Below are 21,563 nucleotides of genomic sequence, written 5' to 3' on the forward strand. Positions count from 1 at the left end.
TTTTATTGCCAAGCCCAATGTTAGACGACTTATTTTTCCTTAGTTTGACTCTTTAAATATTGCTGTATTTTTCTTGCGCCTTTATAAGCTCGAACATCTTTCAGCATCAAAATAGCTAATATTGGAAATAAAATAGACGCGATTAGTAGAAAAATATAGTATTGATACCTTAAATCAAAAATACCTAAAAAAGATAAAACAAGGACAGGCATCCAAAATAAAAGAAAAAACACAGAAGAAAAGATATTAAAATAATAGTTAAATTTATCAAACTTGCTTAGATTGACTTCGATATCTAAATCTAAATAATCAGCATATTGACTAGCACACCTAAAATAGAAATCTTTAATATCATTATCGCCATTATGTATATTAATAACTCTGTCAATGTTCTTTGGACTGGCCAATATACCAGTTGCATGATAAAAATATTCACTGATTAATTTATCTTGCAAATACACTTGAACATCCTCTGATAAATTTGACAATCTCAAAGTTTGTTCTATCTTTTTAGCTTTAGATTTGCTTCTTCTTTCACGAAATTCCTCAATATAAGGAAGGCTATGCACAATCTTTACCGCAAGCGAAATTGCCACTATAAACATAGCAATAACAATAACAATGTCTTGCGGAAAATATTTTAACATTTCTTCCATAGCCTACACTATATTCTCAATATCAATAAATTGGTGTTGAAGTCCAAATTTATCACTCAAATGTTGACATAAGGCTTGCACACCGTAACGCTCGGTGGCATGATGCCCTGCGGATATAAAGGCAATGTTGTTTTCTTTAGTAATCGCCGGGATTTGCTCAGAGACTTCACCCGTTATAAAACAATCAGCGCCAATATTAATTGCGTGGTCAATGTAGGTTTGTGCACCACCACTACACCATGCGATGCGTTTTAATATTTTATCATCTGCGCCAAAAACTAACGGCGTACGGCTCAGGGCTTGTTTAATGGTCTTGGAAAAACTGCCTAGTATGGTGTTAACCTCCCCTTGCCAGACTAGCGTATTGCCAATTGGGGTGGGGTTTTTAATGCCAAAGCGTTGGGCGAGTTGGGCATTGTTGCCAACTTTTGGATGAGCATCAAGCGGCAGGTGGTAAGCGAATAAATTAATATCATGATCCAATAGTGCTTTAATGCGGTTTTTTTTGATGCTCGTTATGGCTAAATTTTCATTTTTCCAAAAAAATCCATGATGGACAAACAGCGCATCTGCTCCTTCATCAATTGCTTTATCGATCAAATCTTGATTAGCACTCACGCCTGAGATGATTTTATCAATATTAGGTTTGCCTTCAATTTGTAGGCCATTGGGGCAATAATCATCAAACGCGCCTACATTAAGATAGTCATGGCAGTATGCAGATAGGGTCTTATTTTCAATCATAGAAGCGTTTTACAAGGTTGATAAAGGTTTGGTTTTGTGTTTGCGTGCCAATGGTGACACGTAGACAATCTGTTAATACTGGGGCGGCGCTTAAATCTTTAATTAACACACCGTTTGTTTTTAAAAACTCAAACAAAAGATTGGCGCTGGGCGCTTTGAATAAAATAAAGTTAGCTTGTGATGGATAGACTTGCAAGCTACTAATTGCACCGAGCATGGATGACAATTCAGTGCGTTCTTTGAGAATAATTTGTGCGTTCTTGCTGATTTCGTCTTTTTCTTTGAGAAGAAAATTCGCACTCACCTGCGTGAGCGTATTGATATTGTAAGGCAGGCGTAGTTTGTCCAGTGCTGTCACCGTGTCCTGTACGCCAATTAACAAGCCTAGGCGTAAGCCAGCAAAACCGATTTTTGACACGGTTCTAAGCAATACTAGATTTGGATATTTATTAATATCTAGCAAAAAACTATCATCGGCATAGGCATAATACGCCTCATCAAGCACCACCAAAGCATTGGTTGAAGCAATAATTGTCTCGATAACTGTTCTATCAAACGTATTGCCTGTTGGGTTGTTTGGATAGGCAATAAAAATTAACTTAGGATTGTGAGTTTCTATCGCTCTTTGCATGGCATCAGCGTCAATCTCAAAATCATTCGTTAGTGCAACACTTTGATAATTAAGCCGTGTAAATTTTGCAATCATCCCATACATGACAAAACTTGGCTCAACACTTAGAATGGCGTCTCCCGTATCACATGCCAATGCCAATAGTTGAATCAGATCGTCTGAGCCATTACCCAACAACACGCCAAACTCATCAGGAATATCCATTAACTCACGCAAAGTTTGGTGCAACTCGTTGGCGCTAGCACTAGGATAACGGTTTAGTTGTACATCTGCCAAATACGCCAAATACTGCCCAATTAACGCATCTGGCAAGGGAAATGGTGACTCCATCGCATCCAACTTCACCATATCATCAGAAAGGGGTACATGATAGGCATTAATTGCTTTAATATCAGGACGTAGCCAGTTGTTAATAAAACTCATGATGGTGATTGTCGGTTGGGATGATATTGCATTTTACCGATACTTTTGGCATTTAATAAAGTTTGATAGGTATAGTCCAATGCACGCTTGCAAGCAATTTCAACACCCAAGTCCGATGCAATTAATGCGCTTATTACGCTTGAAAGTGTACAACCAGAGCCGTGATAACTACCTGGTAGCTTTTGATAAATAAAAGTCTGAACTAGTGTTTCGTGGTGATACAACCGATGTTCAATCACATCGTCAGATACATCAGTTTTGGTGAGTAAAATCCAATTGCAAAAGAGTTTTTTAATGGCTTTTTGTTCATTTTGCTCATCCGCTAAGATTTGTAATTCTGCCAAATTAGGCGTAATAACTTTTGCCAGTGGCAACAATTGTTGTTTTAAGGCATCAATTAAAGCAGAATCTAAAAAATCATAATCACTACTGGACTTCACAATTGGGTCAAGAATGATGGTTTTATTTTTAGCCAACTTAGCAATGGTTTTAATTTGCTTAATTGAGGATAATAAGCCAATTTTCACCACTTCAAAATCAACATCAGCTTGTAAATGCTTAAATTGCTTAATAAGAAAATCACAATCCACTTCAACCAAACTTTCAACTGACGCTGTGTTTTGCACAGTAAGATTAGTAGTAATAACGAGTGGTGTTACGCCAAATTGATTAATGCTTTCAATATCAGCAACCAGCCCTGCACCGCCACAAGGGTCAAGTCCTGATAAAACTAAAACCGCATTATTCAAGTTTGCTTTCTTTTTTTATTAAGAAGTCCACGACTTTTAGCATATCAGTATGTGAACCTGCATGTATGGCATCGGTTAAATATTTACCATTAATAATCATAACTGGCACGCCAGTAGTCTTATATTTAAATGTGTTTAACTTAGATTTATTGACTTTAATTTTCACACTAAAGGAATCAAATGCTTTTTCTACCTTGTTTTTATCAATACCAAAACTTGCCACCCAGTCAACAAAACTCTCTTTCGAGTTAAAACGCCTATTCTTTGTATGGATTGCATCAAATAACACCTCGTGCAATTTTTCAACTAGGTTTAATTCTTCTAATACAAAGTAAAAAATTGCCCCATTTAACCAACGCTTAGAAAACATCGCTGGTTGACGCACAAACTCAACATTACTAGGCTTGGTTTTAAGCCAACCATTCATGAGTGGCTCAAGATTATAACAATGTGGACAATAGTACCAAAATAACTCACGCACTTCAATTTTATCGCCAGTGGTAGTTTTGACTGGCTTATCGAGCACTATGTAATCTATACCGGCTTCATAATCCTGCGAAAATGCAAAACTAGAAAATGTAATCAACAGGGCGAATAGTATCTTTTTTATGATCATTCCTTGTTTAAGATTTCAATATTATACGATTTTAACTCATCCATAGTTGTACGTAACTGCGTATAAGTTTGGTGTTGCTGTGGATGAGTTAGATTTGGGCTTAATTCTGCCAATGGCATAAGCACAAAGTTATATTTCAAAATATCATCTCTTGGTAGGTTATGGCTTTTATCAATAACCGCATCATACAAGGTTAAATCAAGATCAATTGAGCGTGATGAAAATTTTGGTGAACGCCTGTCTCTACCAATATTATCTTCAATTTTATGTAAAATAATAACCACATCAGAAATGGTTAAATTAGTCGTTACATTAATACCAATGTTATAAAAATCATCGCCTTTAAAACCAAAGGCTTTGGATTCATAAACCCTAGAAAAAACTGTATTTTCAAACACTGTTTGAATGGCGCCAATAGCCTTAGACAAATTTTCCCTACGGTTTTGATTTGAGCCGATATTGATATGAATATTAGCCATTACTGCGCTCAATAATAACACCTACGCCTTGTGCACCTGTCAATACTTCGCCTTTATCCAAAGTAAGTTTTATCCAAGTAACCTCAAACTCTTCCAATACAATTTGAGTGATTTTTTCTGCCAAGGTCTCAACTAACTGGAACTCACTATTTTGCACAAAATCAATCAAACGCTTTGACACCGCCTTATAATCCAGCGTTTGGTCAATATGATCAGTTTCACTAGCCGCTTTAATGTCAGCTGACATTTCAATATCTAGTACAATATCTTGACGAATTTTTCGCTCCCAATCGTAAATACCAATAACAGTATCAATTTTTAATCCTTGTATAAATACAATATCCATTGTAACATTTTGAGCAACTAAAATTACTCATTTCAATTAAACCAAAAAAAGCATTATGTTACCTGAGTTACCCTTTGCCATTCTTATTCTCTTTAGTTATCTAATCGGCTCAATTTCAACAGCAATTATTGCTTGTAAAATGCTTAACCTGCCCGACCCTAGAACTCAAGGGTCAAACAACCCAGGCGCAACTAATGTATTGCGCATTGGCGGTAAAAAGGCGGCTGTAATCACACTCATGGGTGATGGATTCAAAGGTGCAATTCCAGTATTAATCGCCCACTACTTAGGCTTTAACATGCTTGATGTTACTTGGGTTGTTTTGGTGGCATTTTTAGGCCACGTATATCCCATTTTCTTTGGTTTTAAAGGCGGAAAAGGGGTTGCAACTTTTTTAGGTGCTTTACTTGCTCTTAGTTATCTTGTTGGACTTGGCTTTATAATCACTTGGGTTTTTGTGGCAAAAGTACTAAAAATTTCATCACTTTCAGCACTAATTGCTACCGCGTTCACGCCAATTTATTTTTATCTAATTACTGATAATTTAGCCTCTACTTACGTCATTACCTTAATCTGTCTGTGGATTTTCTACACCCATCAAAGTAATATTAAAAGGCTACTCAGCAACCAAGAAAATAAAATCAATTAGCACTCAAACTCAGTACCTGTGCATTAAAACAAATAAAACAGTGTATTCATTATATATATATGATACTATGATATATAGAACAATCACTTAGTTTTTTTAATTTACACACTACAATAACATGTCAATAAGAAAAAAATTTAGTAAAAAAGATGCTAAAAATAAGATAAAAAAATTACAAAACAATAAGTATGTTATGCATAAAAACAATGTCATGTCTGGCAATGCATTGTTAAGCTTATCAAAAATAGCAGGTGATTATCCTTACGCTAAAAAGATGAGCGTTGAAGAGTACGAAAATGAAAAATATTTACTTCAAACTGAACTACTAAAAGCGCAAGATTGGATTAAAAATCATAACAAAAAGATTATCTTATTGTTTGAAGGTCGTGATGCAGCTGGCAAAGGTGGCACAATTAAACGCTTCATGGAACATCTCAATCCACGTGCTGCACGCGCTATTGCTTTAGAAAAACCGTCAAAAGTAGAGTTAGGACAGTGGTATTTTCAGCGCTACATTAAGCATTTTCCCACCAATGGAGAAATAGTACTATTTGACCGCTCTTGGTATAATAGGGCTGGCATAGAGCGTGTTATGGGCTTTTGCAAAAACTCGGAATATCTTGAGTTTATGCGGCAAGCACCTTTATTAGAACGCATGTTGGTTAATGACGGTTTTATGCTTTCCAAATATTGGTTCTCTGTCAGTCGTCAGGAACAGTTAAGGCGTTTTCACTTACGTAAAAATGACCCTTTAAAAAGATGGAAATTAAGTGAAATAGATTTACAATCATTAACTAAGTGGGATCAATATACCAAGGCTAGAAAAGACATGTTCTTTTATACCAATACCGCTGACTCACCTTGGATTGTTGTAAAGTCAGATGATAAAAAACGCGCAAGAATCAATTGTATTAGGCACTTTCTTTATCATCTAGATTATCTTAACAAAGATACTAAAATAATTTTCGAGCCTGACTCGAAAATTATTGGCAGTGTAAGTAATTTATATAAAAATAAGGAGGACATCTAATGTCAAATATAAAGAAACAACTAAAAACCGTTATGCGAATCGCCAGAAAAGCAGAAATAGAAGCGTTGATTGCAACTGAAAAAGCTCAAAAAGCTATTAATAAAATAGCCAAACTAAAAAAAGAGTTGGATTTGCAACATGAAAAACTAACCAAAAAAATAAAAAATAATAAAAAAGAAAACGACAAAAAAATAAAACTATTCTCTAAAAAGAAGGTGAAAAAAGCGAAGAAGAAGAAATCTTTAAAATAATTCTGCTTTTCACCAATTTATAATGCCGGTCATAGATTGGCATTATGTTCTTTCTAAAATTAACCTGCCAACAAGCAACTAAGTCTTGACATTGACGCCTTTTTTAAGTAGATAAAAAGCAACTATTGCTAACACAGTAATCATGCTCAATAAAACTAAAATTGACACCCAAAACTCAGAAGTACTAATACCCAAAAACCCCAATCTGAAACTATCAACCATATAATAAATTGGGTTGAATTTAGACATATCCTGCCAAAATTGTGGCAATATTTCCACACTATAAAACATACCGCCAAGATAAGTCATGGGCATCAAAATGAAAGTTGGAACAATAGAGATGTCATCAAACGATTGGGCAAATATGGCATTAATAAACCCTGCCAATGAAAACAAGACTGAAGTAAGTAAAAAGGTAATTAACACGATGAGCATGCTGTCTACTTCAAAATCAATAAAAAACCACACGGCAATAAAAACCCCCAATCCGACTGTAAAGCCGCGTGCCACACCACCAGAAACATACCCTAGTAAAATAATCCAATAAGGCACAGGCGCAACTAACAACTCCTCAACGCTATGGTTAAATTTTGCTAGAAAAAACGATGCCACTGTATTGGCATAAGAATTGGTAATAACAGTCATTAAAATCACACCAGGAATAATATAATGCAAATAATCCACACCTTGCATATCTCCAATGCGCTCACCCATCAAACCACCAAAAATCAACAAATATAATGACGTGGTAATGATGGGTGGAAAAATAGTTTGCACCCAAATACGAGAGAATCTTAGAACCTCTTTAACAACAATAGTTTTATAAGCAATCCACATTACGCCTCCTTGTTGGTTAAGCATAAAAATAAAGTTTCTAAACGATTTTGCGTACTACGAACATGGTCCACATTAACGCCCTGCATACTCAAGTTTTGCAATACATTGGTGATATTAACATCTGAGCCTAAGGTAACTTGCAATGAATAATCATCTAAGCGTTCGCATTTAAAATTATCAGTTACTATTGTTTGAGGTAGTTTTGTTGAACTTTCTAAAATCAGCACCTGTTGGTCAACCTGTGATAACAACGCCTTCATACTAGTTTGCTTAATGACTTCGCCCTCATTTAGAATGGCGATATTACGACAAAGCGACTCAGCCTCTTCAAGATAATGCGTGGTTAAAATAATGGTCATACCTTGATGATTAAGCTTACTCAAAAAACGCCACATTGAGCAACGTATCTCAACATCAACACCTGCAGTAGGCTCATCAAGGATTAATATTTTAGGTTGATGAATAAGCGCCCTTGCCAACATCAAACGACGCTTCATACCGCCTGACAATGATTTGGCCATATCAAAACGCTTATCCCAAAGCCCCACCTCCTTGAGTAAAAGTTCAGCTTGAATTTTAGCTTTTGACTTGGCAATGCCATAATAACCTGCCTGATTAATCAAAATTTCTTCAATAGGCTCAAAAGGATTAAAGTTAAATTCTTGTGGCATTAATCCAATCAATTTTTTCACCTGATTGGCATGGCTGTTTTGATTAAAGCCCAATACCTCAATATTGCCTGAAGTTTTATTAAGCAGCCCGCAAATAATACCAATAACTGTTGTTTTTCCTGCGCCATTACTACCCAATAGTGCAAAAAAATCCCCCTTCTCAACGCGAAGATCAATGCCTTTTAGTACTTCCAATTGATTGGCATAGGTTTTTTTTAAACCTTGAATGAGTAGTGCGGCCGACATAATGAATATAACCTATAAAAAAATAGAATAAAAAATCAAAACATTTTAACATTTATCCCCTTTTATTAGCTATTTTTGCGATAATTACCCACTTTAAATTGTTTTCTAAACATGCAAAACTTATGACGAGCATAAAAAATATAGCACTGCCTGATATTGGTGATTTTGATGAAGTTGAGGTAATTGAGATTTTAGTGAATATTGGCAACAAAATAAACGCTGATGACAGCATAATTACCCTAGAAATCGACAAAGCCTCTATGGAAATTCCAAGCCCTTTTGCAGGTATTGTCACAAAAATTGACGTCAATATTGGCGACAAAATCAAACAAGGTGATATCATTTTGAGCGTTGAAAGTAAAAATGATGGCCTTCAAAATACTAACCAAAGCGCCGAAACTGAATATTCTGAGCCACAAATCGTACCCGTTGTTGTGCCTGATATTGGTGATTTTGATGAGGTTGAAGTGATTGAAATTTTAGTTAATACAGGTGATGAACTGTCTATAGAGGACAGTATAGTCACTTTAGAAAGCGATAAAGCCTCGATGGAAATCCCAACACCGGTTGCAGGCAAGGTCATTGATATAAATGTTGCACTAGGCGATAAAATCTCTTTAGGTACGTTAATTCTTAACATTGAAAGTATAGGTGTAGAAAAAGCACCTGAAACACATATCGAAACTAAAACTCAAAGCCAAGCGCCCGTACCGACGCCAACCCCTAGCACACCAACATCCATCACAACAAACGTTAATCAAGCAATCTCAACACTGCCCAAAGGCAATTCGCACGCCTCGCCTTCTATTCGTAAATTGGCTAGAGAGTTGGGTGTTGATTTATCATCTGTCACTGGTGCAGGGCAAAAAGGTAGAATTTTAGACGCTGACCTTAAAGGCTATGTCAAACAAATAATGACCTCTGGCAATTTAGGTAGTTCCATTCCTAAAACACCTGTGATTGATTTTTCTAAATTTGGCGACACCGAAACCCTAGCACTATCCAGAATTAATAAATTATCAGGCAAACATTTGACTGCCTGCTGGTTAAATATCCCTCATGTTACCCAATTTGACGAAGTCAATATTAATCAAATGGAGGCGTACCGACAAGAACAAAAAGCCAACGGTGTTAAACTTACTCCCCTAGTTTTTATCATGAAGGCACTGATTCAAACGCTAAAAAACCACTCGCGTTTTAATGCTTCACTTGATGAGTCAGGTGAAAACTTGATTATTAAAAAGTATTTCAACCTAGGTATTGCAATGGATACGCCAAAAGGCTTAGTTGTGCCTGTTATTCGTGATGTTGAGCAAAAAACCTTAGCTGATTTGGCTAAAGAGCTCTTTGAAACTTCAAAAAATGCACGAGAAGGCAAGCTAAGACCTGCTGATATGCAAGGCGCAGGTTTGACCATTTCCAGCTTAGGTGGTATTGGTGGTACACAATTTACTCCCATTGTTAATGCACCAGAAGTGGCTATCTTAGGCGTATCACGCTCATATTTCAAACCCGCTTGGGATGGTAAAAATTTCATCCCCACCTTAACATTACCACTGGCACTATCCTATGACCACCGCGTGATTGACGGCGCACAAGGCGGACGGTTTATGGCGGAGTTAAACAACACTTTACAAGACATGAGGGGCATTGTATGATTATAAAAACTCAAGTTGTTGTGATTGGTTCTGGTCCTGGTGGTTACACAGCTGCATTTCGAGCGGCTGATTTAGGCAAACAAGTGACGCTAATTGAACGTTATGATGTTTTAGGTGGAGTCTGCCTAAATGTTGGCTGCATCCCTTCTAAAGTACTTCTTCATACAGCTCAAATCATCAACGAGGTAAAAGAGGCCTCTCATTTAGGTGTTACATTCAATGAACCAGACATTAACATTAATGACGTACGCACAAATAAAATCAACATTGTCGCCAAATTAACAGGAGGCATTAAAGCTTTGGCAAAGGCAAGAAAGGTTGATGTTATAACGGGCTATGGTAAGTTCATCTCAGCCAATCAACTTGCAATCGAACATAGCGACGATATCATTGAATTTGAACAATGTATTATCGCTGTAGGTTCATGCGTTACCAAAATTCCCGCCTTTCCATTTGATGATGCTCGCGTGATGGATTCAACAGATGCACTAGATTTAACCAACATACCCAAACGCTTGCTTGTTGTTGGTGGTGGTATTATCGGCCTAGAAATGGCAACGATATATCACGCACTGGGTAGTGAAATATCAATTGTTGAATTATCAGACCAACTCATTACCAGTGCCGACAAAGACATTGTCAACCCACTTTTTAGACGCATTAAAAAACAATACGCTAATATTTTTCTAAACACCAAAGTAACCAGCATGGACGCACTAGATGAAGGCATTAAAGTTGGTTTTGAAGGCAAAAACGCCCCAGAATTTGACACCTTTGATAAAGTGTTAGTCGCCATTGGTCGCACTCCTAATGGCGAATTAATCGATTGCGAAAAAGCAGGTGTTGAAGTCAACGATTGGGGTTTTATTCCCACAGACAAACAAATGAAGACCAACGTTCAAAACATCTACGCCATCGGCGATATTGTTGGTCAACCCATGCTCGCCCACAAAGCCGTACACGAGGCCAAAGTTGCAGCAGAAGTTATTTGTGGGCATAAATCAGGCTTTGATGCGCTCACCATCCCATCCGTTGCCTACACCGACCCAGAAGTCGCTTGGACAGGCAAAACCGAAAAAGAACTCAAAGCTGAAGGCATTGCTTATGAAAAAGGCATATTCCCTTGGGCAGCTTCAGGCCGTAGTTTAAGTATTGGCAGGTCTGAAGGCATGACCAAAGGCTTGTTTGATGCAAAAACAGGTAGAATCTTAGGCATGGGTATTTGTGGCACTAATGCAGGTGAGTTAATTGCTGAAGCAACACTTGCCATTGAAATGGGTTGCGATATGGATGATATCGCACTCACCATCCATGCTCACCCAACCTTAAGTGAAACCACCGCCTTTGCAACTGAAATGGCACAGGGTACAATTACAGATTTATTACCGCCGAAAAAGAAAAAATAGGAAAAGATTATGAATACAAGGCAAGCAAGAAGAAACGTCATCGAACAACAAATTCGCCCTTGGGGTGGGTTAAATTATATTGCTAATAATGCACTTAAAGATACGCCAAGAGAAAATTTTGTGCCAGAGAAATATAAAAACCTTGCCTTTGCAGATATTGAAATTCCGCTGACTAGTAAAGCAAAAATGCTTTTTCCAAAGATTGAAGGGCGCTTATTGGATACGCTTAATATTCAAAAACATGAAACTGTGCTAGAAGTGGGTACGGGTAGTGGCTATTTAACGGCTGTTCTGTCAAAATTATGCAAATCTGTAACCAGTATTGAAATTGATGAGACACTTAGTCATAGCGCCCAAGAAAAAATTAATGCATTGGGGATTGGTAATGTTAATTTAAAAGTGGGGGATGCTTCAAAGGGCTGGCATTCTGATGATTTTTTTGATGTGGTTATTGTTGGTAGTTCGGTACCTAAAATTACAGGTCGTTACTTTCACTTATTAAATGTAGGTGGTAGAATCTTTGTGATTGAAGGTGCTGGCAATATCATGAGTGCAAAATTAATTACTCGCATCAGTGAGCATAAATGGGATACAAAATCCTTATTTGAAACACAATTAGATCCCATGCAAGGGTTAGAGTCATCAGCCAGTTTTGAGTTTTAAACCATGAATGTGTTTTTTAACTTTGTTCTGAAAAAAGCCTTATTAGGACTTGTACTTTTGTCACTAGTTGCTGTATTTTTTATTGCTCAAATTCCTGATTTTCAACTGGACGCCTCCTCAGATTCTTTAGTGCTAGAAGGTGATGAAAACCTACGTTACTACCAAAGTATTAAAAAAAATTATGGGTCTGATGATTATTTAGTCATTTCCTATCAGGTTGAAGACAATTTATTAGCACCTGCGCAACTCAACCATCTTAAAAAATTTAGACAGGATTTAACCGCAATTAACCAAGTCAAATCGGTGACGACTATTTTAGATGTTCCACTCTTTAGATCACCTCCCTTATCTTTAGCAGATTTAGCTAGTAAAAGTATTAGTATTGATAATGGTAATGCTAATTTGGCTTTAGCCAATGATGAATTTAAAAATTCACCTTTATATGCTAATAATTTAGTCAGCAAAGACGGCAAAACAACCGCTATTTTAGTCGCTCTAAGAGACAGTCAGAAATTTAAAGAATTACGTGAAAGTCGTGACAAAATGCGCATTCAAAGGGCTAATAATAAATTGTCAGATGACCAGCAATTAAAACTTAAAATCATCGAAAAGCAAGTTTTAAAGAATGCCGCTGCTCAGAGCGAATTACAAGCGCAAACAATTGCCCAAATTCGAACTACTATTAGCCAATATTCAGACAAAGCCCATTTATTCTTGGGTGGTTTGCCTATGATAACTACTGATATTGTGGCTTATATTAGTAGCGATTTGATTATATTTAGCTTGGCAGTTATTGGACTTATGAGCCTAATTTTAGCGATTATTTTCAAAAGCATTCGCTGGGTCATTATGCCAATTGGCATTAGCATTGTCAGTGCACTTATCATGACAGGTGTTTTGGCTTATTTAGGCTGGAAAGTTACCGTTATTTCATCTAACTTTTTCTCATTATTACTGGTGATGACACTTTCTGTGGTTATTCATCTTGTGGTTAGATATAGAGAAATTGCCCAGCTCAACCCAGAACTTGACTCGAACCAGCTTATTAAAGATACTTTGTCACAAATGTTTAAGCCTTGTCTTTTTACAACTTTAACCACGTTTGTGGCTTTTGGCTCTTTGCTTATTAGTGGCATTAGACCCGTAATTGATTTTGGCTGGATGATGTCAATTGGTGTCACCATTGCCCTAATATTATCATTTCTTGCTTTTCCGATAATCATGAGTTTATTACCAAAAGCAAAAATTGCAAAACACAAAACCGAACTAAGTGTCACCACTTCACTGGCCAAATTTGTAGAAAAATTTGGCAATCACTTGTTAGTGGTATTGATAATATTTATCATAGGTGCTGGGTTTGGGGTTAGTAAACTTAGTGTTGAGAACCGTTTTATTGATTATTTTAAAAAAAATACAGAAATTAACCAAGGATTAACCTTAATTGATAAAAAACTGGGTGGTACCATTCCGCTGGAAATTATTTTTGACGATTTAGCAGAAGACTATTGGTTTGATGAAGATTTGCGTGATGAGATATATGAGGTTCATCAATATCTTGATTCTTTGCAAGAAACTGGCAAGGTTTTGTCAATTGACACCCTAATGCAACTCTTAACCCAAGCCAACAATGATGAAGCGCTTAATGGATTTTTCTTAAACATTGTCCGTTCTCAACTGCCTGAAAGTGCTAAAACACAAGTGTTGTACCCTTATTTATCTGAGGACAGTGGGCAACTCAGAATGGTTATCCGCATTCTAGAAACTAATAAAGAATTAAAGCGCGGCGAGTTAATTGATAAAATCCAACGCCATATTTCTACTAATCTTGGGTTTAAGCCAGACAGTTTTCATTTAAGTGGCATGTTTGTTTTGTATAACAACATGCTACAAAGTTTATTTGATTCGCAAATCAAGACCATTGCCGTGGTATTTGTGATGATTTTTATCATGTTCTTGTTTATTTTCAAATCGATTAGTTTGTCTATTCTTGCACTAATTCCAAACACCTTGCCGTCGCTTTTTATTCTTGGTATTATGGGGCTATTAAATATTCCATTGGATTTAATGACCATCACCATTTCAGCAATTGCCATTGGTATTGGTGTTGATAATGCTATTCATTACATTCATCGTTTTAAAGATGAATTTAAAAAAGATAAGGACTATATGGCGACGATGTATCGCTCTCATGCCAGTATTGGTTTGGCAATGTTTTATACGTCAATTACGGTAACAATGGGCTTTTTAATTTTAGCCTTGTCTAACTTTATACCCAGTATTTACTTTGGCGTATTTACTGCCATTGCAATGCTTAGTGCGCTACTTGCTAATTTAACTCTACTGCCTAAATTAATACTAATGGTAAAACCAAAAATTAACCCATAAGACGCTAACGAATCAAAAAAGATTATGCCAGTAGTGTTCATTTATCGTTAATATCTATGTCAAAACAACAACATTTTGACGTTCTAATCATTGGTACAGGTAGCGCAGGATTAATGAGCGCACTACAGTTATCAGATGATTTAAACATTGCATTGATTGCCAAAGATAAACTATTAGAAGGCAGCTCATACTATGCACAAGGCGGTATATCTGCCGTGCTAGATATAAATGATAATTTCACCACACACGTACAAGATACCTTATCAACTGCGAAAGGCTTGGGCGATAAAACTGCCATCCGCTTTATGGTTGAAAATGCACCTAAAGCCATTGCCTCATTAGAACGCTCAGGTGTTGAATTTACCAAAGATAAAGATAATTACCACTTAACCACTGAAGGTGGTCATAGCCATAGAAGAGTGGTGCATATTGCTGATAAAACAGGGCAATCAATCCAAATTAATTTGCTCAAAAGCGTTAAAGAAAAAAATAACATAACGCTTTTTGAAAATTATATTGCCATTGATTTATTAATCAAATCCCACGATTGCCATGGCGCTTATATTCTTAATAAAAATACTCACCAAGTTGAAAGTTTTATTTCCCATAAAACCATTATTGCCACAGGTGGTGCATCAAAGGCTTATCTTTATACCTCTAACCCAGACACCTCAACAGGTGATGGTATTGCCATGGCGTATCGAGCAAAATGTGTTATTACCAATATGGAATTTACCCAATTCCACCCTACTTGTCTTTACCATCCACATGCAAAATCTTTTTTAATTACCGAGGCACTTCGTGGCGAAGGTGGTAAACTGATTTTACCAAATGGTAAAACTTTTATGCATGAATTTGATAGTCGAGAGGAACTTGCGCCTCGTGATATTGTTGCTCGTGCAATTGATGCGCAAATAAAAATCCATGGGCTTGATTGTGTTTATTTAGACATTTCATTTAAAGACAAAAATTGGATTAAGCAACACTTCCCAACTATTTATAAAAAGTGTCAATCACTTGGTATTGATATCGCTATAGATGCTATTCCTGTTGTACCTGCAGCGCATTACACTTGTGGCGGTGTGCAAACCAATCTTAATAGTCAAACCAATGTGGGCAATCTATATGCCGTTGGCGAGGTAGCATACACAGGCGTGCATGGTGCTAATCGTATGGCGAGTAATTCTTTGTTAGAATGTGTGGTATTTGCTAAATCTTGTGCCAATCATATCAACCAACAATCAACAACATTAGCGCATAAAAAATTTAGCCAGTGGGATGCCTCCAAAGCAGCGCCTTCAAAAGAAAAAGTAGTGGTATCTCACTTATGGGATGAAATTCGCCGTATTATGTGGAATTTTGTTGGTATTGTACGCTCTAACAAACGCTTAAAATATGCACAGTACCGCCTTGACCAAATTCAAGCAGAGGTAAACGATTATTACAAACTTTATTTAATTTCTAGTGATTTAATTGAGTTAAGAAACCTTGTTCAATCTGCACAATTAATTGTTCAATCTGCAATTTCCAGAACAGAAAGCAGAGGATTGCATTACAATGAGGACTACCCACAACAAGCAAACCAAGCAACTAACACCATCATTAAAAAATCATGATTCTACCCATCTTAAACTACCCTGATAAACGCCTAAGAACCAAAGCCAAACACGTGGACGTGATTGATGGAACCACACAAACTTTAATCAAAGACATGTTTGAAACCATGTATGCTAAAGATGGTATCGGCTTGGCTGCTACTCAAGTTAACCAACATTTACAAGTGGTGGTGATTGATGTGCCAGACTCGCAAAATGCCTATCAATTATTATTAAAAAATCACCAAAATAGCTCGCACAAGCAGCTACAAAAACATTACCCTTTGTGTTTTATTAACCCAAAAATTAAAGAAAAAGACGGACAAGAAAAACACACTGAAGGCTGCTTATCCGTGCCAGATTTTCAAGCAGAAGTACAACGCGCTAATCATATTAAAGTTGAAGCGCTCAACGAAAAAGGCGAGGTATTTACCTTACAAGCAACAGGGCTACTTGCCATTTGCATCCAGCATGAATTGGATCATTTAAAAGGTATTTTGTTTGTTGATTATTTATCCAAACTTAAGAAAAAACGCCTACTAGAGAAAACAAAAAAGATAATTAAAGGCTAATCTGTGTTAATCCAAATTGGTTCGTACAAGCTCAATTCTCAAGTATTACTTTGGGCAGCCCATGACTGGGGCACTAGTGACAAGCCATTTAGGCTGTTGTGCAAATCCCAAAGTGCGGTATGAGCAACCTCAGAAATAGTAGTACTGCAAAATCATTTACTGGATACTAATAAGTCCAAATACCGCTTAGACTTTGCAGAAGAAACAGCGCCAATTAGCATTCAAACAGCTAGCTCTAGTGCTTTAGAATTAGCAAAATCTGCCCAAAAAAGCAGTTAAATTTGGTGCACACATTGTTGATATCAACATGGATTGTCCTGCCAAAAAAGTCTGTAACAAAGCAGTAGGCTCTGCACTAATGCAAGATGAGCAGCTGGTTCAAGATATTTTAGAATCTGTTGTCAAGGCAGTTGATATTCCAGTAACCTTAAAAATGCGAATTGGCTGGGATGTTAGCCATAAAAACGCCCCAACTATCACCAAAATTGCACAAAAAGTTGGCATTCAAATGCTCAGCATACATGGTAAAATTTAGGAGTCTAAATACAAAGGCGAGGCAAAATATCACACCATTAAGGATGTGGTGCGTCAAGTTAATATTCCAGTGATTGCCAATGGCGATATTACCAGTGCAGATAAAGCTAAGCAGGTCCTGGAATATACAGGCGCAAGCAGGGTTATGGCTGGCAGAGCAACACAAGGAAACCCTTGGCTTATTCATGAAATTGTCCATTTTCTAAAAACTGGACAACATGCCCAAACTGTCCCACTTGAGCTTAAAAAGCAAGTCATTCTTAGCCATATTCAACAATTTTATGGCGATTTTTTAGGTTTAAGGCTCGCCAGAAAGCATATTTTTTGGTATGCTACGCACCTTGATAGAAAATATGCCCAGCAATTTTGGCAAAGCGTTAACCGAATTAATAACCAAAAACAACAATTCAACCTACTTGAAAATTACCTGCAACAACTATGAGTTCAACTGATTTACCAGCCTGCATCAATGCAAAACTTAAACGTTACTTTAAACAACTGGATGGCGAGAAAGCAAGTGGCGTGCATAAAATGGTCATCAATGATGTAGAATCTGTTGTGATTAAATTTGTGCTTGACTTTGTCAATAATAATCAAAGCGAGGCTTCAAGAATTCTAAGTATTAACCGTGGCACATTAAAGAAAAAAATTCAACGATACAAACTCTAACACTTTATAATTATTTCTTAACCGCCTATCAAATTTTAAAGGAATAAAATGTCTATACAACGCGCCTTAATCAGTGTTTCTGATAAAACTGGATTGATTGATTTTGCCCAATTTTTAGCAAGTAAAGATATCGAAATTATTTCCACAGGCGGCACAGCCAAACTGTTAAATGAGCATCATATTCCAGTCATTGAAGTATCAGACTATACAGGGTTTCCTGAGATGATGGCAGGTCGCGTTAAAACCCTTAATCCTAAAATTCATGGCGGCATTTTAGCGCGCCGTGGGCTTGATGAAGGCGTGATGGCAGAAAATGACATTAAGCCAATTGATTTGGTTGTGGTTAACCTTTATCCATTCCAAGCAACGATTGCTAAGGCTGACTGCACGTTGGAAGATGCGATTGAAAATATTGATATTGGCGGCCCAGCAATGCTAAGATCAAGTGCTAAAAATCATGCATCTGTGACAGTTGTAGTAGATGGTACAGATTATCAAAAAGTCATGAGTGAAATTAGTAAATCAGGCAATACCACGCTTGAAACTCGAACCAAACTAGCTCTTAAAACATTTGAACATACCGCAGCTTATGACGGTGCTATTGCTAATTATTTAGGCAAAGGAAAAGATAGTTTTTCTAACACCATCAATCTGCAATTTAACAAGGTTCAATCAATGCGCTATGGGGAAAATCCACACCAAAATGCTGCATTCTATGTTGAGAATAATATCACCGAGGCTTGCGTAGCGTCCTCAACACAATGCCAAGGCAAGGAAATGTCATACAATAATATGGCAGATGCAGATGCAGCACTTGAATGTGCGCGCAGTTTTGATGAGCCATGTTGCGTGATTGTTAAGCACGCCAATCCATGTGGTGTTGCCGTGCGTGATGACATTTTTAATGCTTACGATGACGCTTTTAAAACCGATCCAACTTCAGCATTTGGTGGCATTATTGCCTTTAATCGCAACCTAGACAAAAAGACAGCACAACGCATTATTGCGCGTCAGTTTGTTGAAGTCATTATTGCACCTAATGTTGATGATGATGCTAAAGAAGTGTTATCAGCCAAACAAAATATACGCGTACTAGAGTGTGGCGATTTAAACACAGCGAACCCTTCGCTAGATTACAAGCGTGTGACTGGTGGCTTACTAGTACAAGATAAGGACTTGAACGTTATCACAAAAGATGATATTAAATGCGTCAGTAATTTAACACCCACCAAAGACCAAATTAAAGACTTATTATTTGCTTGGAAAGTCGCCAAAGCAGTTAAATCAAACGCCATTGTTTACACTAAAAACCAGATGACCATTGGTGTTGGTGCGGGTCAAATGTCTAGAGTCTACTCTGCCAAAATCGCTGGCATTAAGGCAGCTGACGAGTCCCTCAGCGTTAAAGGCTGCGTAATGGCATCCGATGCCTTTTTCCCATTTCGGGATGGTATTGACGTAGCAGCACAAGCTGGCATTAAAGCCATTATTCAACCAGGCGGTTCAATACGTGATGCCGAAGTTATAAAAGCAGTAAATGAGCATGGCATTGCAATGGTATTTACAGGCATGCGTCACTTTAAACATTAACTGGAAAACAACTATGTCAGTCGAAACAATTAAAGTCTACCCACAAATAAATACGATGTCCATCACTGATGGTAAGCTTGATGCGCTTGCACAAGAATACAAAAAGACTAAAGATTTAAAGACAGCGATAGAGGATTGGGTGAATATGGTAAAAAAATATGACTCAATGGGTTATTATCCCTTGGTTAAGCCTGAATTCATTAGTGAGGTGTTGGCAGGTGCGTTCTCTAATATCAAACTAACCAAAGAAGCGGTTATTGCAGACAATAATTATCAAAACATAAGTGGCTATCCTCAATGCAATCGAGTATTTCAATTACCCAGTGAAATTAAAACCCAAATATTAAAACGCCTTAGCGGGTATCTTGTCAGCTATCAGATAGATAATTGGGAAATACTAAACGTTGAATCTATTGACAATCCTTAAATGCTAAATATTTATGAAAGAATTCTTACTTTAAACGACCTGCCTTTTAATTTATCATGACTTATCTTTTTTAATGCAGTTTTAACCAATTCTGAACTGACCGCAACATAAGACCAATGGCTAAGTACATTAATCTTACCAATCTGCTCAAAAGCAACACCCCCTTGTCCAGTTAGCCCACCCACAATGTCACCTGGGCGTAATTTTTGTTTTTTACCGCCATCTATCTTTAAGGTTGTCATGGGTGGTTTTTTAATGGGTCTATTTAAGTAATGTTCACTTGGTAATGGGTCAGGAATAATCTCTTCCTCAATGCCCAAATCCAACGCATTGAGTTTGTAAGTTTCTCTATCACTATACAAAGTACAAGCAATGCCAGTACATCCTGCTCTACCAGTACGACCAATGCGGTGTGTATGGACTTGTCCATCATGAGCAATGTTAAAATTAATCACCATATCAAGTGAGTCAATATCCAAGCCACGAGCTGCTACATCAGTTGCCACAAGAACAGATACGCTTTTATTAGAAAATCTAATCAGTGCTTGATCGCGTTCTCGTTGGTCAAGGTCACCACTCATTGCCAATGCGTAAAACCCGTAATAAATTAACTCATCAGTAACCTCTTGTGCATCGCGCTTGGTATTACAAAAAATCAAACTAGATTCAGGCTTGTATTTTGCTAATAAAAGCCTCAAAGCTGTCATGCGCTCATCATCCGTATTGGTTTTGTAAAAATATTGCTTAATGGTCGATTCTTCGTGTGTTGATGGTGCCTTAACCATAACAGGAGACTTCATCACACGCTGCGCAATATTGGCAATGGTATCTGGGTAAGTTGCACTAAATAATAAAGTTTGTCGATTGACGGGCATTGTTTCAATAATATTATCAATGGATTCTTGAAAACCCATATCTAGCATACGATCTGCCTCATCAAATACCAATGTACTAACCTGATTCAATTTAAGCGTGCCTTTTCGCAAATGCTCTTCAATGCGTCCAGGCGTACCTACCACAATATGTACACCATGGGCTAATGAGCCGATTTGTGGCCCAAAGGGCGTGCCACCAAACAGCGCTAAAATCTTAATGTTATGAATGGCTCTGGCGAGTTTTTGAATTTCAACTGCCACCTGATTAGCCAACTCACGAGTTGGACACAAAACAATGGATTGCACTTTAAACGATTTAACATCTAATTTTTGTAACAAACCCAATCCAAATGCCACTGTCTTGCCCGAACCTGTCTTACCTTGGCCAATCACATCTTTACCAGATAAAATGGCTGGCAAGCTCAACTGCTGAATAGGAGTCATTGAATCATAGCCTAAGGTGCTTAAATTTTTTAATGAATCTGGATGTAAATCCAATGAAGAAAAATCAATCGTGTTCAAAATAATAAAGGTCAATGAGCATGAGGTAGATTTTACGCCAATCTTTCATGCTAAAACCCTCATACCACTAACTTGAAAACAAGCCTCACTCATTCTAAAAATGCATTTTTTTTATAAAAAATTCAATACAGCATCTAAAAAAGGACAATAATAATACTTGTCTGTTGTGTTTGTGGTTGATATATATCCCCTGAGCCGATAAATAAAACCATCAGGAAATGCGATAGCTTGCTATTGATCAGGCCCATCTTGAAATGGGAAGCCTGTGGTAATCTTCAAACTTCCACCTTGAACTTATGATTCAGGTTTTTTTCAACACGGCACAATGGATCTTTTTTA

22 protein-coding genes, 1 other RNA gene and 1 pseudogene are annotated in these 21,563 nt (G+C 37.2%); 14 read left to right on the top strand and 10 right to left on the bottom strand.

Going from position 1 to position 21,563, the window contains the following annotated elements:
- Window positions 1-29: 29 nt before the first annotated feature.
- The 7 genes from CVPH_RS07285 to folB form a co-directional block, all read right to left on the bottom strand.
- Window positions 30-656 carry a hypothetical protein gene (locus CVPH_RS07285; protein WP_201341110.1) on the bottom strand — a complete coding sequence of 209 codons (627 nt, stop codon included), beginning with the start codon at window positions 654-656 and terminating at the stop codon, window positions 30-32.
- 3 nt (window positions 657-659) lie between these two features.
- Window positions 660-1,400 carry a Nif3-like dinuclear metal center hexameric protein gene (locus CVPH_RS07290; RefSeq protein ID WP_201341111.1) on the bottom strand — a complete coding sequence of 247 codons (741 nt, stop codon included), beginning with the start codon at window positions 1,398-1,400 and terminating at the stop codon, window positions 660-662.
- Window positions 1,393-2,454: a histidinol-phosphate transaminase gene (gene hisC / locus CVPH_RS07295; protein ID WP_201341112.1), complete on the bottom strand. Its 1,062-nt coding sequence runs from the start codon at window positions 2,452-2,454 to the stop codon at window positions 1,393-1,395. Before hisC ends, CVPH_RS07290 begins: the two co-directional genes overlap by 8 nt.
- Window positions 2,451-3,203 (bottom strand): bifunctional hydroxymethylpyrimidine kinase/phosphomethylpyrimidine kinase, encoded by a 753-nt coding sequence (thiD, locus tag CVPH_RS07300; RefSeq protein WP_201341113.1) that lies wholly within the window; start codon window positions 3,201-3,203, stop codon window positions 2,451-2,453. The genes hisC and thiD overlap by 4 nt, the downstream gene beginning before the upstream one ends.
- Window positions 3,196-3,729 (bottom strand): thiol:disulfide interchange protein DsbA/DsbL, encoded by a 534-nt coding sequence (locus CVPH_RS07305; RefSeq protein ID WP_225879678.1) that lies wholly within the window; start codon window positions 3,727-3,729, stop codon window positions 3,196-3,198. Before CVPH_RS07305 ends, thiD begins: the two co-directional genes overlap by 8 nt.
- Window positions 3,730-3,815: 86 nt before the next feature.
- Window positions 3,816-4,310 (bottom strand): 2-amino-4-hydroxy-6-hydroxymethyldihydropteridine diphosphokinase, encoded by a 495-nt coding sequence (folK, locus tag CVPH_RS07310; protein WP_225879679.1) that lies wholly within the window; start codon window positions 4,308-4,310, stop codon window positions 3,816-3,818.
- A complete protein-coding gene (gene folB, locus CVPH_RS07315) occupies window positions 4,291-4,644 on the bottom strand; it encodes a dihydroneopterin aldolase (protein ID WP_201341114.1) in 354 nt (117 codons plus the stop codon). Before folB ends, folK begins: the two co-directional genes overlap by 20 nt.
- A gap of 55 nt (window positions 4,645-4,699) precedes the next feature.
- Here folB and plsY point away from each other — a divergent pair, with 55 nt between their 5' ends.
- The 3 genes from plsY to CVPH_RS07330 all read left to right on the top strand — a co-directional run bounded on the left by plsY (window position 4,700) and on the right by CVPH_RS07330 (window position 6,574).
- On the top strand, window positions 4,700-5,293 hold the full coding sequence (gene plsY, locus CVPH_RS07320) for a glycerol-3-phosphate 1-O-acyltransferase PlsY (RefSeq protein WP_201341115.1): 594 nt from the start codon (window positions 4,700-4,702) through the stop codon (window positions 5,291-5,293).
- A 118-nt stretch (window positions 5,294-5,411) separates the two neighbouring features.
- Window positions 5,412-6,323 carry a polyphosphate kinase 2 gene (ppk2, locus tag CVPH_RS07325; protein WP_201341116.1) on the top strand — a complete coding sequence of 304 codons (912 nt, stop codon included), beginning with the start codon at window positions 5,412-5,414 and terminating at the stop codon, window positions 6,321-6,323.
- Complete coding sequence (locus tag CVPH_RS07330) at window positions 6,323-6,574, top strand: hypothetical protein (protein WP_201341117.1); 252 nt, start codon at window positions 6,323-6,325, stop codon at window positions 6,572-6,574. Before ppk2 ends, CVPH_RS07330 begins: the two co-directional genes overlap by 1 nt.
- A gap of 78 nt (window positions 6,575-6,652) precedes the next feature.
- Here the strand turns inward: CVPH_RS07330 and CVPH_RS07335 are convergent, their stop codons facing one another.
- Together CVPH_RS07335 and CVPH_RS07340 are read right to left on the bottom strand one after the other, a co-directional pair.
- Window positions 6,653-7,411 (bottom strand): ABC transporter permease, encoded by a 759-nt coding sequence (locus tag CVPH_RS07335; protein ID WP_201341118.1) that lies wholly within the window; start codon window positions 7,409-7,411, stop codon window positions 6,653-6,655.
- Window positions 7,411-8,328 (bottom strand): ABC transporter ATP-binding protein, encoded by a 918-nt coding sequence (locus CVPH_RS07340; protein WP_201341119.1) that lies wholly within the window; start codon window positions 8,326-8,328, stop codon window positions 7,411-7,413. Before CVPH_RS07340 ends, CVPH_RS07335 begins: the two co-directional genes overlap by 1 nt.
- Before the next feature lie 122 nt (window positions 8,329-8,450).
- Between CVPH_RS07340 and CVPH_RS07345 the strand changes: the two genes are divergently transcribed.
- The 10 genes and pseudogenes from CVPH_RS07345 to CVPH_RS07390 all read left to right on the top strand — a co-directional run bounded on the left by CVPH_RS07345 (window position 8,451) and on the right by CVPH_RS07390 (window position 19,827).
- Window positions 8,451-9,986: a dihydrolipoyllysine-residue acetyltransferase gene (locus CVPH_RS07345; protein ID WP_201341120.1), complete on the top strand. Its 1,536-nt coding sequence runs from the start codon at window positions 8,451-8,453 to the stop codon at window positions 9,984-9,986.
- Window positions 9,986-11,392 carry a dihydrolipoyl dehydrogenase gene (lpdA, locus tag CVPH_RS07350; RefSeq protein ID WP_201342452.1) on the top strand — a complete coding sequence of 469 codons (1,407 nt, stop codon included), beginning with the start codon at window positions 9,986-9,988 and terminating at the stop codon, window positions 11,390-11,392. Before CVPH_RS07345 ends, lpdA begins: the two co-directional genes overlap by 1 nt.
- Window positions 11,393-11,401: 9 nt before the next feature.
- On the top strand, window positions 11,402-12,055 hold the full coding sequence (locus tag CVPH_RS07355) for a protein-L-isoaspartate O-methyltransferase family protein (RefSeq protein WP_201341121.1): 654 nt from the start codon (window positions 11,402-11,404) through the stop codon (window positions 12,053-12,055).
- Window positions 12,056-12,112: 57 nt separating this feature from the next.
- Window positions 12,113-14,440 (top strand): efflux RND transporter permease subunit, encoded by a 2,328-nt coding sequence (locus CVPH_RS07360; RefSeq protein ID WP_225879680.1) that lies wholly within the window; start codon window positions 12,113-12,115, stop codon window positions 14,438-14,440.
- Between the two features lie 56 nt (window positions 14,441-14,496).
- Entirely contained in the window at window positions 14,497-16,056 is a 1,560-nt protein-coding gene (nadB, locus tag CVPH_RS07365; RefSeq protein ID WP_201341123.1) for an L-aspartate oxidase, read from the top strand.
- Window positions 16,053-16,607, top strand: coding sequence for a peptide deformylase (gene def / locus CVPH_RS07370; protein ID WP_201341124.1), 555 nt, complete (start codon window positions 16,053-16,055; stop codon window positions 16,605-16,607). Before nadB ends, def begins: the two co-directional genes overlap by 4 nt.
- A 307-nt stretch (window positions 16,608-16,914) precedes the next feature.
- A pseudogene (locus CVPH_RS07375) lies at window positions 16,915-17,583 on the top strand (tRNA dihydrouridine synthase).
- Window positions 17,580-17,810, top strand: coding sequence for a helix-turn-helix domain-containing protein (locus CVPH_RS07380; protein ID WP_201341125.1), 231 nt, complete (start codon window positions 17,580-17,582; stop codon window positions 17,808-17,810). Before CVPH_RS07375 ends, CVPH_RS07380 begins: the two are co-directional and overlap by 4 nt.
- Before the next feature lie 48 nt (window positions 17,811-17,858).
- Window positions 17,859-19,400: a bifunctional phosphoribosylaminoimidazolecarboxamide formyltransferase/IMP cyclohydrolase gene (gene purH, locus CVPH_RS07385; protein ID WP_201341126.1), complete on the top strand. Its 1,542-nt coding sequence runs from the start codon at window positions 17,859-17,861 to the stop codon at window positions 19,398-19,400.
- Window positions 19,401-19,413: 13 nt separating this feature from the next.
- The gene (locus tag CVPH_RS07390; RefSeq protein ID WP_201341127.1) at window positions 19,414-19,827 is read left to right on the top strand and encodes a hypothetical protein; all 414 of its coding nucleotides are present in this window, start codon (window positions 19,414-19,416) and stop codon (window positions 19,825-19,827) included.
- 11 nt (window positions 19,828-19,838) lie between these two features.
- On the opposite strand, the gene dbpA is transcribed toward CVPH_RS07390, so the two are convergent.
- Window positions 19,839-21,224 (bottom strand): ATP-dependent RNA helicase DbpA, encoded by a 1,386-nt coding sequence (dbpA, locus tag CVPH_RS07395; protein WP_201341128.1) that lies wholly within the window; start codon window positions 21,222-21,224, stop codon window positions 19,839-19,841.
- 155 nt (window positions 21,225-21,379) lie between these two features.
- On the opposite strand from dbpA, the gene ssrS reads away from it, so the two are divergent.
- A non-coding RNA gene (gene ssrS, locus CVPH_RS07400) (6S RNA) lies at window positions 21,380-21,560 on the top strand.
- Window positions 21,561-21,563: the final 3 nt, after the last annotated feature.

Origin of the sequence: Abyssogena phaseoliformis symbiont OG214 (assembly GCF_016592595.1) — a bacterium.
Taxonomy (GTDB): Bacteria; Pseudomonadota; Gammaproteobacteria; order PS1; family Pseudothioglobaceae; genus Ruthia.